Source organism: Blastococcus sp. KM273128, assembly GCF_021698975.1.
GTDB lineage: Bacteria > Actinomycetota > Actinomycetes > Mycobacteriales > Geodermatophilaceae > Blastococcus.
Genome location: NZ_SSXA01000108.1, coordinates 1 through 9823, shown reverse-complemented (window position 1 = coordinate 9823; position 9823 = coordinate 1). Strand labels below are relative to the sequence as shown.

Below are 9823 nucleotides of genomic sequence, written 5' to 3'. Positions count from 1 at the left end.
CTCGCCCGGGTGGGCGCGGCCCAGCGGGGGGTGCGGGGCGCCCAGCAGCGCGGCGAACCCGGCCGCCTCCTCGCGGACGGCGGCGGTGGCGCGGGCGGCGTCGTCGGCCGGGGTGGACCGCGGGGCCGGCGCGCCGGAGGCCGGGGCGGCGTCGTCGGCGACCCGCGTCTGCGTGAGCGCGGAGAGCCGGACGACGCGGTCGCGGCCGCTGCGCTTGGCGTCGTAGAGCACCCCGTCGGCGGCGGCGAACAGGGTCTTGCGGTCGTCGCCGCGGGTGGCCGAGGCGATGCCGGCGCTGATCGTCACCGGGACGTCGAGGCCGAGGTCGACCCACGGGTAGCGCGCGACCGAGGCCCGGATGCGCTCCAGCGCCCGCTCGGCCTGCTCCGCGGTGGTCTCGGGCAGCAGGATCACGAACTCGTCGCCGGCCCAGCGGCACACCTCGTCGGTGTCGCGCACGCCGGCGACCAGCAGCTCGCCGATGGTGCGCAGCACGGCGTCGCCGGCCGGGTGCCCGGCGGTGTCGTTGATCGCCTTGAAGTTGTCGACGTCGACCACGGCCAGCGCCGGCACGTCGCCGGCGGCGAGCAGCCCGTCCAGCCGCGCCTCGGCGTAGCGCCGGTTGGGCAGGTGGGTCAGCGGGTCCTCGTAGGCCTGCCGGCGCAGCTGCCCCGCGGCGCGCTCGGTCTCCAGCAGGCTCTTGCGCCGGCCGAACAGCTCCACCCAGCGGGTGCGGCGCTCGTCGACCCGGTCCAGCTCGTCGGCGAGGTAGGCCTGCAGGTAGGGGAGCGCCCGCCCGGCGTCGTCGAGGTCGGCGTGCAGGGTGCACAGCTCGCGCAGCGCGGCCCGGCGCACCCGGGGCAGGCCGTGCTCGGTGGCCAGGGTGAGCGCGGCGACCAGGTGCTCGTCGGCGGCCTGCCCCTCGCCCTGCCGGCGCAGCGCCCGGCCGAGGGCCAGCTCGGCGGAGGCGGTGCGGTCGCGGTCGGCGGTGGCGGTGGCCAGCCGGACGGCGGCGCGCAGCGGGCCGACCGCCGCCGCCTGCTCGCCCATGCCCACCAGGGCCCACCCGTGCACGACCTGGGCCGCCACGACGCCGGGCGACTCCGGCGGCAGCTGCACCAGCGCCTGCTCGGCCAGCGCCCGCGCCTCGGCGAAGTAGGGCGCGGCCGACTCGAGGGCGCCGTCGTCCAGGAGCCCCTCGCCGAGCTCGGCGCAGAGCTCCCCGAGCCGGGTGGCGGCGACGGCGACGAGCACGTCGGGGTCGGGCTCGCCGGCGGGGTCGGCCGCCACCGCCTGCGCCGCCTCCAGGGCGCGCCGCTGGTAGTCCAGCGCCAGCGGCATCAGCTCGAGGTCGGCGAGCACGCCGGCGAGCGTGCCGAGCGTGTCGACGAGCAGCGGGCCGGGGGCGAGGTCCGGGTCGAGCAGGCTCGCGGCCTCCACCGCCTCGTCCATGGCGGCGTCGATGCGCCGCGACAGCAGCTCGATGCGGGCGTGCCGGGCGAGGCCCGCGGCCCGCTGCAGCGCGTCGTCGGCGGCGTCGAACGCGGCCTTCGCCGAGCGGACCAGCGCGATCGCCAGGGCCGCGCGGGAGGCCTGCTCGGCACGCGGGTCGGCGTCCGGGGTGCCGGGGGAGCCGTCGGCGGCGCCGTCGATCAGCCCGGCGACCCCGGCGTGCAGGTCGAGCGCGGGCTCGGTGGCGGAGACCGGGTCGCCCACGAGCGTGAACCCGGCGACGCGCAGCCGGCGCACCAGGAGCTCGGCGCGCAGGGTGTCGGCCCAGGCGCGGCCCAGCGACGCCGGGGTGCCCTCGGGCGCGTCGGCCGCGGGGGTGGCGGCGACGTAGGGCGAGGGGTCGCGCTCGACCCCGGCGAGCAGCCGCTCGGCGTCGTCGAGCTGCCAGTTGCTGAGGGCGGCGGTCACCCGCTGGTGCAGGGCTCCCGGTGGCACCAGCGCACTGTGCATGTCGTCACCGAGCGTGTCGAGGACGTCACCGGGAACGCGCCGTCGTCCGTCCGCTGCGTCCCTCCCGTCCCACGCGTGCAGCGTGGTCACCCGCCAGCCCCCCGGTTCGCCGGCGCCTCGGTCGGGCCGTGCGCGCGCACCCGGTTGCGGCCGAGGCGCTTGGCGGAGAAGAGGTGCAGGTCGGCGGTGTCGAACAGCGAGCGCCACCCGGCGACCGGGCCGGGCTGCCCCTCGGCCGCCGCCGGCGCCGTCGCCACCCCGATGCTGACCGTCACCGGCGCCGAGAGCTGCAGGTCGCCCCAGTCCGCCTCCGCGACGGCCGACCGCAGCCGCTCCATGACCACCACGGCCTGGGCCTCGGTCGCGGTGGGCAGCACCACGAGGAACTCGTCGCCGGCCCAGCGGTAGACCTCGTCACCGGTCCGGCTGTGCTCGCGCAGCAGGTCGGCGACCCGGCGCAGCACGGCGTCGCCGTGGGTGTGCGAGGTGTCGTCGTTGACCTCCTTGAACCGGTCGACGTCGACGACGGCCAGCGACAGCGGCTCCTCGCCCAGCCGCATCGCGCCCAGCCGGCGCTCGGCGCTGCGCCGGTTGCCCAGCCCGGTGAGCGGGTCCTCCAGCGCGTGCCGGCGCAGCACCGCCTCCTGCCGCTCGGCCTCCCGCAGCCGGCTGCGGCGCACGAACATCTCCGCCCACAGCTCCCGGCTGCGGGCGTGCGCGCGGCCGGTGTCGGCGCGGTAGGCCTCCAGCCAGTGCAGCGCCTCGGCGGGGCGCCCCAGGTCGGCGCTGCCCTGGCCCAGCTCCAGCAGGCTCTGCCGGTAGCGGCGGCGGTCACCGGCGGCGGCGAACGCCCCGGACGCGTCGACCAGCAGGTCGATGGCCTCCTCGCCGGGGCCGGTGCGGCCGTCGCGGGCGGCCACCGCCGACAGCACCCGGGACAGCGCCAGGTCGGCGTACCCGCGCAGCCACAGCCCGCCCTCGCGCTGCAGCGCCCGCCGGACCCGGCGCAGCGGCCCGACCGCGGCATCGGGGTCGCCGGCGCACATCAGCGCCCAGGCCTGCACGACGTCGAGCAGGTCGGCGTCGGCCTGCTCGGGCGACCAGTCCAGCTCCCGCGCGGCGGTGGCGCAGGTGATCGCCTCGCCGGCCAGCTCGGCGGCGCGCTCGACCTCCCCGCGGCGGCGCATCGTCTGGGCCAGCTCGACGTGCTGGCGGGCGGAGAGCAGGAGGAGCAGCCCGCGGTCGCCGACGTCCGGCAGCGCCGCGGCGACCTGGTGCCCGCGGACCGCGTGGTGGACGGCGAGCTCCTCCAGGTCCAGGCCGGAGAGGGTCAGCGACAGCCAGCGGTGCGCCTGCAGCAGGGCGCGCGAGGGCGGCAGCGACGGGCTGTCGGTGAGCAGGCTGGCGTCGACGGCGAGCAGCATCGCGGCGTCGAGGTGGTCGGCGGTCGTCTCGACGTGCGCCAGGTAGGCCATGAGCAGCGCCGTCCCGGCGGAGGCGGGGCAGGCGTCGAGCTGCTCGCGGGCCGCCGCCATCGCGGCCGCCGCGGCCGCGGGGTCGCCGTCCACCAGCGCGCGGCGGGCGCCGAACGCGTGCCGCCAGGCCTGCCACGTCGGCCACGAGGAGTCGGGGAAGTCCTCGTCGGCCCGGTCGGCGAGGGCCAGGAAGGGGGCGGGGTCCTCCCGGTCGCTGGCGTCGAGCAGCCGCCAGAGGGCGCTCTGCAGGTCGCCGGGGGCGACACGGGCCGGTCCGGGGCTCACGCATCCCTCCCTCCGCAGTGGGGCCCAGGAGGGCCGGTGGTACCGGGTCCCCGGCACCGCTACCCGGGCCGGGCGACCACGTCGTCCCGTGCGCACTACCCTCGTCGGGTGCCCGGGATGCCACCCACTCCGTCGTCGATGCGGTTCGCCTACCTGGGGCCCGAGGGTACCTTCGCCGAAGCGGCCCTGAGCAGGGCGATCGCCACCCCCGGGGGACGCCGGGACCCCCAGCCGAGTGTCGCCGCGGCGCTCGCCGCCGTCCGTTCGGGGGACGCCGACGCCGCCCTCGTGCCGCTGGAGAACTCCGTCGAGGGGTCGGTGCCGGCCACGATGGACGGGCTGGCCGACGGCGACCCGCTGCTGATCACCCGCGAGGTGTACCTGGAGGTGGCGTTCGTCCTCGCCGTCCGCCCGGGGACGGCGCTCGCCGACGTCCGGTCGGTGGCCAGCCACCCGCACGCCCTCGCCCAGACGAGCGGGCGGCTGGCCGGCCTGCTGCCGGGGATCCGGCCGGTGCCCTCCTCCTCGACCGCCGCGGCCGCGGCGGCGGTGGCGGCCGGCGAGGTGGACGCCGCCGTCTGCGCGGCGATCGCCGCCGAGCGCTACGGGCTCGAGGTGCTCGCCGACGACGTCGCCGACACCGCGGGCGCCGTCACCCGGTTCGTCCTCGTGCAGCCCCCCGGCCTGCTGCCCGCGCCGACCGGCAACGACAAGACCTCGCTGACCGTCGTCGTCGGTGACCGCACCGGTGCGCTGCTGGACGTGCTGCGCGAGTTCGCCGTCCGCGACATCAGCCTGACCCGCCTCGAGTCGCGCCCCACCCGGCAGCGGCTCGGCGTCTACTCGTTCTCCCTGGACTGCGAGGGGCACGTCGCCGACTCCCGCGTGGGGGAGGCGCTGGCCGCGCTGCACCGGGTGTGCGACGACGTGCGCTTCCTGGGCTCGTACGCCCGCGCCGACGGCCGGGAGAACCGGGCGGTGCCGGCGGGGTCGTCCGACGCGGCGTTCGCCGAGGCCGGGGAGTGGCTGGCGGGGGTGCGCGCCTCCGGGAGCTGACCGCCCCTCAGGCGTGATCATCGTCATCTGGTGGCCGTCATCGGCGTGCCGGGCCGCCGGATGACGATGATCAACGCGGCGCGCCGCTGCGGGCAGCCACGCAACGGTTCCGCGCCGCTACGCTCCGGCGCTGTGACCGTCCGGACCCCGCCCGTACCGGTGCCCACCGTCGATCCGTCGATCCGTCGGCCCGGCGCCGCGCCGCGATCGAGCTGGGCGTGCTGCAGGGGCTCTACGTCCTCTTCCTGCTGCCGTGGTTCATGGTCGCCGTCGGCGGGGTCATGGCAGCGGGCAGCGCGGGCACGACGCTCGCCGCGCTGCTGATCTACGCCTGGTTCGGCTATCCGTTCGTGGCCGTGGGCACGACCGTCACCGCCTGGGTGCTGTTCGGCACCCGTCACGAGGCCGCGGCCCGCTGGGTGAACCGGGTGCCGCTGCTCTGGGTGGTGGTGGGCGGCGCCGTGCTGACCTGGATCTTCACCGCCGGCTGAGCTCACCGCAGGCGGGCGCGCAGCTCCTCCACGATCCGCCGCGTGACCGGGACGGCGATGCCGTGCCGGTCGGCCGCCCGAAGCACCGCGCCGCCGATCGCCTCGAGCTCGGTGGGGCTCCCCTCCTCGGCGTCCCGCTGCATCGACGAGCGCATGCCGTCGGGCAGCGACCAGGCGAACGCGCGCGTCGCCGCGGCGTCGCCGGCCGCCCCGTCAGCCCGGGCGACCGCGGCCACCTCGGCGATGGCGGCGGTGAACTCGTCGCCGTGCTCCCGGCGCACCGCGCCGAGGTCGGCCGCGTACCGCGTGGTCAGCAGCGCCATGGGGGCCAGGAAGCACAGCTTGTCCCACAGCAGCCCGGCCTCGTCGGGGCGCACGGCGACGTCCACCCCGGCGGCGGTCAGGGCAGCGGCCAGCGCCTCGGCCCCCGGGCCCAGCTGCACCGCGCACAGCTGCCCCTCGTGGCGCACCTCGCCGGGGGCGGGGCGGGAGGCGAACACCCGGATGGTGCCGGCGACCACCCGGGCCGCGGGGTAGTGCCCGCGCAGCGCGGCCAGGTGCTCGACGCCGTTGAGCAGCGGCACGACGACGGCGTCCCCCAGCACGGCGGCCGGCACGCGGTCGAGCGCCTCGTCGAGCTGGGTGGCCTTCGTCGTCACCAGCAGGACGTCGACCGGCCCGTCCAGCCGCTCGGCGCCGCGGACCCGCGCCGTCAGCTCGCCGTACCGGTCGCTGCGCACGCGCAGGCCGTGCCCGTCGAGCCGGGCGGCGGTCGCCGGCCGCGCCAGGCACGTGACCGCGTGCCCGTCCCGCGCCAGCAGGGCGGCCAGCAGCCCACCGACGCCTCCGGGCCCCAGGACGGCCACGCGCAAGGTCTCCACGGGAGCAGCCTGCCACCCACTCGCGAAGGCCCAGTGAGTAGTTGTGGTCTCGGCCTGGCGCGCCGCTGCGTGTCGGCGACCGCAACTGCGCACTCGGCCGGATCAGACCCGCTCCAGCCCGCGTTCCGCCGCGGGCTCGGCCGGCCCGGTGGGGCCCTGGGCGAGCTTCCCGGGCCACCAGACCCTGTCGCCGATCAGGTGCACCGCCGACGGCACCAGCAGCGACCGGACGACGAAGGTGTCGAGCAGCACGCCGAAGCCGACGAGGAACCCGAGCTGGATGAGGATGACCAGCGGCAGCACGGTGAGCGCGCCGAAGGTGGCCGCCAGCACCAGTCCCGCGCTGGTGATCACCCCGCCGGTGACCGCCAGCGACCGCAGCACGCCCTCCCGCGCCCCGTGCCGGACCGACTCCTCGCGGGCCCGGGTCATCAGGAAGATGTTGTAGTCGATCCCCAGCGCGACGAGGAAGACGAACCCGATGAGCAGCACCTGCGGGTCGCTGCCGGGGAAGTCGAAAAGGTGCTCGAAGACCAGCGCGGCCACGCCCACGGTCGCGGCGGTGCTCAGCGCCGTCGTCGCCACGAGCAGCAGCGGGGCCACGACCGCCCGCAGCAGCAGGGCCAGCACCACGGTGATGACCAGCAGCACCAGCGGCACGATCACCACCAGGTCGCGGGCGGCGGTCTCCTGGGTGTCCAGGTCCTGGGCGCTGGAGCCGCCGACCAGGGCGTCGGGGTCGACGTCGCCCACCGCCGTCCGCAGCTGGGCGACGGTGTCCTGGGCGGCCTCGCTGTCGGGGGCGTCGGCCAGCGTGGCGTCGAGCCGGACCAGCCCGTCCACCTCGACCGGCTCGGCGGCCCGGGCTCCGGGCGGCCCGCCCTGCTCGCCGGTGAACGGAGCCACCCCGGCGACGCCGTCGACCTGCGACGCGGCCTCGGCGACGGCGGGCCAGCCGTCTGCCGGGGTGATGATCACCGCGGGGCTGGCGGAGCCGGCTTCGTAGTGGCGGGCCAGGGCCTCCTGCCCCGCGCCGGACTCCGAGCCGCCGCGCACCGCCTCGGACAGCGGGATGCCGTCGGCGTCGAAGGCCGGGAGGAAGAGCGCCATGACGACCAGCAGGGCGCCGCTGCCGGCCAGGTACCGGCCGGGGCGGCGGCCGACCGACGCGGCGACCCGCTCCCAGCCCCGGCCGCGGTCGTGCTCCTCGCCGTACTTCGGGCGGAACGGCCAGAACGCCGCGCGGCCCAGCAGCACGAGCACGGCCGGCAGGAAGGTGAGCGCGGCCAGCATGGCGAAGGCGATGCAGACCGCGGAGATCGGGCCGAGGGCGCGGTTGGAGCCCAGGTCGGAGAAGAACAGGCAGAGGACGCCGAGGATGACCGTCCCGCCCGAGGCGAGGATCGGCTCCCAGGACTGCCGCAGCGCCACCCGCATCGCCGCGGCCGGGGACTGCTCGCGGCGGAGCTCCTCGCGGTAGCGGGCGACCAGCAGCAGCCCGTAGTCCGTGGCCGCGCCGACGACGAGGATCGACGCGATGCCCTGGCTCTGGCCGTTGACGGTGATCCAGCCCTGGTCGGCCAGAACGTAGGCGACGGCGAGCGAGACGACCAGCGCCAGCCCTGCGGTGCCGATGACCAGCAGCGGCAGCAGCGGGCTGCGGTAGACGACCAGCAGGATGAGCAGGACGACGCCGAACGCCGCGACCAGCAGCAGCCCGTCGATGCCGGAGAAGCCCTCGGCGAAGTCGGAGAAGATGGCGCCGGGCCCGGTCACGTAGGCGGTGGTGCCGTCGATGCCGTCGATGGCGCGCAGCTCGCCGATGATCTCGGGCAGCGCGTCGCCCAGGTCCGGGTCGAACGGCAGGACCGCCTGCACCGCCTCGCCGTCCTCCGACGGGATGGGCGGCGACGGCTGCCCCGCCAGGGCCCCGGCCTCCTCCGCGACGGCGGCCGCCTCGTCGACGCGCTGCTGCGCCTCGGCCAGGGCGGCGCCGCCCAGCGTGCCGCCCTCGCTCTCCCAGAGCAGGATCACCGGCAGCGTGCGCTCGGTGCGGAACTGCTGCTGCAGCTCGGTGACCCGGGTCGACTCGGCGCTGTCGGGCAGGAAGGCGGCGGAGTCGTTCTCGGAGACCTCGGCCAGCTTGCCGCTGAACGAGCCCAGCGGGCCGGCCAACCCCAGCCACAGCAGGGCGACGACGGCAGGGAGGATCCAGCGGAGGGCTGAGGTGCGGCGCGGCATCATGTTTCCTTGACGGTCGATCATCTCGATGATCGAGAGATTAGAGCGGTCCCGTGCCGCGCGCGAACGGAGGTGCGGTGGCCGAGGTCGATCCCGCGCGGCAGGAGCTGGCGCTGCTCCTTCGCCGGCTGACCGTGGAACTGGATGCAGTCGGGCAGCGGTTCGCCGGGTTGCACGGGCTGGGGCGCACCGACGTCCGGGCGCTGGTCGCGGTCATGGACGCCGCCCGCCGCGGGGAGGCGCTCACCGCCGGGCGGCTGGGCGCGGCGGTGGAGCTCAGCTCGGCCTCGGTGACGGCGCTGGTCGACCGGCTGGAGCGCGCCGGGCACCTGCGCCGGGTGCGGGACGACGCCGACCGCCGCCGGGTGACGCTGGAGATGTCACCGGAGGCGATGGCTGCCGGGGCGGAGTTCTTCGGTGGGCTGCAGCGCGACCTGCTCGCGGCGATGGAGGGGTTCTCCGACGACGAGCTCGCCGTCGTCCGCCGGTTCCTGACCGGGATGACCGAGGTGATCGAGTCGCATGCCCGGGCGGCGGACGAGCCGCGCTGATCCGGGCGGCCCACCCCGGCGGCCGGTGCTCGTGCCGCCGGGTCAGGGAGCCGAGGCGGCGACAGCGGTGCGCCGGGCGAGCAGCGGGATGCCGACGAGGGCGGCGAGAGCCGCGGCGACCAGCCCGTAGAACGCCCAGAACGGTGCGGCGACCGGGGTGGCGAGCAGCAGCGCGGTGCTCAGCAGGACGGCGTTGAGCACCACGAGGACGGCGTACGCGGCGTCGCTGCCGCGGAAGGCCAGCACGCCGAGCAGCGCCAGGGCGACCAGCCAGCCGGCGGGAACCGTGCCGGGGTCGCCGGGCAGGGCGGCCACCACCGCGGTCGCGGTGACGAGCACCGCCCAGACGGCGACGGCGACCGAGCGCGGGCGGGCGGCGAGGTGGGTCATGGCCGAGAGCATCGGGCCGGGCCCGCCCGCAGGGCAAGGCGCCCGGCTGTCAGAGGTAGAGGCCGGTGGACTCCTCGATCCGCTCGGCGGCGACGGCGTGCACGTCGCGCTCCCGCAGGATGACCAGGTCCTCGCCGTGCACCTCGACCTCGTGCTGGTCCTCGGGGGAGAAGAGCACCTGGTCGCCGACCTTGACCTGGCGCACCGACGGCCCGACGCCCTTGGCCTCGCCCCACACCAGCCGCTTGGCCACCTGGGCGGTCGCCGGGATCAGGATGCCGCCGGTCGAGCGCCGCTCGCCGTCCTCCTTGCGCAGCGACACCAGGACGCGGTCGTGCAGCATCTTGATGGGCAGCCGGCCGGCGCTGTTCTCGGGCACGTCCTCGAACGCTACTAGATGATCGATTCCAAGGGTCAGTGGTCGTAGGCGATCAGTGATCGAGGGGTGGGTGCGCCGATGTGGTCGTTGTGCCAGATGACGGCGGTGAGCG

The 9823-nt window shown here is 76.7% G+C and carries 9 protein-coding genes; 3 read left to right on the top strand and 6 right to left on the bottom strand.

What is annotated here, in order from left to right:
* Both E9529_RS20235 and E9529_RS20230 read right to left on the bottom strand, forming a co-directional pair.
* A partial coding sequence (locus tag E9529_RS20235) for a diguanylate cyclase domain-containing protein (RefSeq protein ID WP_236833067.1) occupies nt 1-1947 on the bottom strand: 1947 nt, incomplete at its 3' end.
* A gap of 101 nt (nt 1948-2048) precedes the next feature.
* The gene (locus E9529_RS20230) at nt 2049-3722 is read right to left on the bottom strand and encodes a GGDEF domain-containing protein (RefSeq protein WP_236833066.1); all 1674 of its coding nucleotides are present in this window, start codon (nt 3720-3722) and stop codon (nt 2049-2051) included.
* A gap of 117 nt (nt 3723-3839) precedes the next feature.
* On the opposite strand from E9529_RS20230, the gene pheA reads away from it, so the two are divergent.
* Together pheA and E9529_RS20220 are read left to right on the top strand one after the other, a co-directional pair.
* Complete coding sequence (pheA, locus tag E9529_RS20225; RefSeq protein WP_236833068.1) at nt 3840-4778, top strand: prephenate dehydratase; 939 nt, start codon at nt 3840-3842, stop codon at nt 4776-4778.
* A 218-nt stretch (nt 4779-4996) separates the two neighbouring features.
* Complete coding sequence (locus E9529_RS20220) at nt 4997-5269, top strand: hypothetical protein (RefSeq protein ID WP_236833065.1); 273 nt, start codon at nt 4997-4999, stop codon at nt 5267-5269.
* Nucleotides 5270-5271: 2 nt separating this feature from the next.
* Here the strand turns inward: E9529_RS20220 and E9529_RS20215 are convergent, their stop codons facing one another.
* Entirely contained in the window at nt 5272-6150 is an 879-nt protein-coding gene (locus E9529_RS20215) for a ketopantoate reductase family protein (RefSeq protein ID WP_236833064.1), read from the bottom strand.
* Between the two features lie 102 nt (nt 6151-6252).
* Entirely contained in the window at nt 6253-8391 is a 2139-nt protein-coding gene (locus tag E9529_RS20210) for an MMPL family transporter (RefSeq protein ID WP_236833063.1), read from the bottom strand.
* A gap of 77 nt (nt 8392-8468) precedes the next feature.
* Between E9529_RS20210 and E9529_RS20205 the strand changes: the two genes are divergently transcribed.
* Complete coding sequence (locus tag E9529_RS20205; protein WP_236833062.1) at nt 8469-8942, top strand: MarR family winged helix-turn-helix transcriptional regulator; 474 nt, start codon at nt 8469-8471, stop codon at nt 8940-8942.
* Between the two features lie 42 nt (nt 8943-8984).
* Here E9529_RS20205 and E9529_RS20200 read toward each other — a convergent pair whose 3' ends face one another.
* Together E9529_RS20200 and E9529_RS20195 are read right to left on the bottom strand one after the other, a co-directional pair.
* Entirely contained in the window at nt 8985-9332 is a 348-nt protein-coding gene (locus E9529_RS20200; RefSeq protein ID WP_236833061.1) for a hypothetical protein, read from the bottom strand.
* A 49-nt stretch (nt 9333-9381) separates the two neighbouring features.
* Nucleotides 9382-9711, bottom strand: coding sequence for a co-chaperone GroES (locus E9529_RS20195; protein WP_236826378.1), 330 nt, complete (start codon nt 9709-9711; stop codon nt 9382-9384).
* Nucleotides 9712-9823 lie beyond the last annotated feature (112 nt).

What these genes read in the sequence shown, in the direction of transcription:
- pheA (WP_236833068.1), top strand. Translation starts at nt 3,840, where the DNA reads ATGCCACCCACTCCGTCGTCGATGCGGTTCGCCTACCTGGGGCCCGAG.
- E9529_RS20210 (WP_236833063.1), bottom strand. Translation starts at nt 8,391, where the DNA reads ATGCCGCGCCGCACCTCAGCCCTCCGCTGGATCCTCCCTGCCGTCGTC.
- E9529_RS20200 (WP_236833061.1), bottom strand. Translation starts at nt 9,332, where the DNA reads ATGACCCACCTCGCCGCCCGCCCGCGCTCGGTCGCCGTCGCCGTCTGG.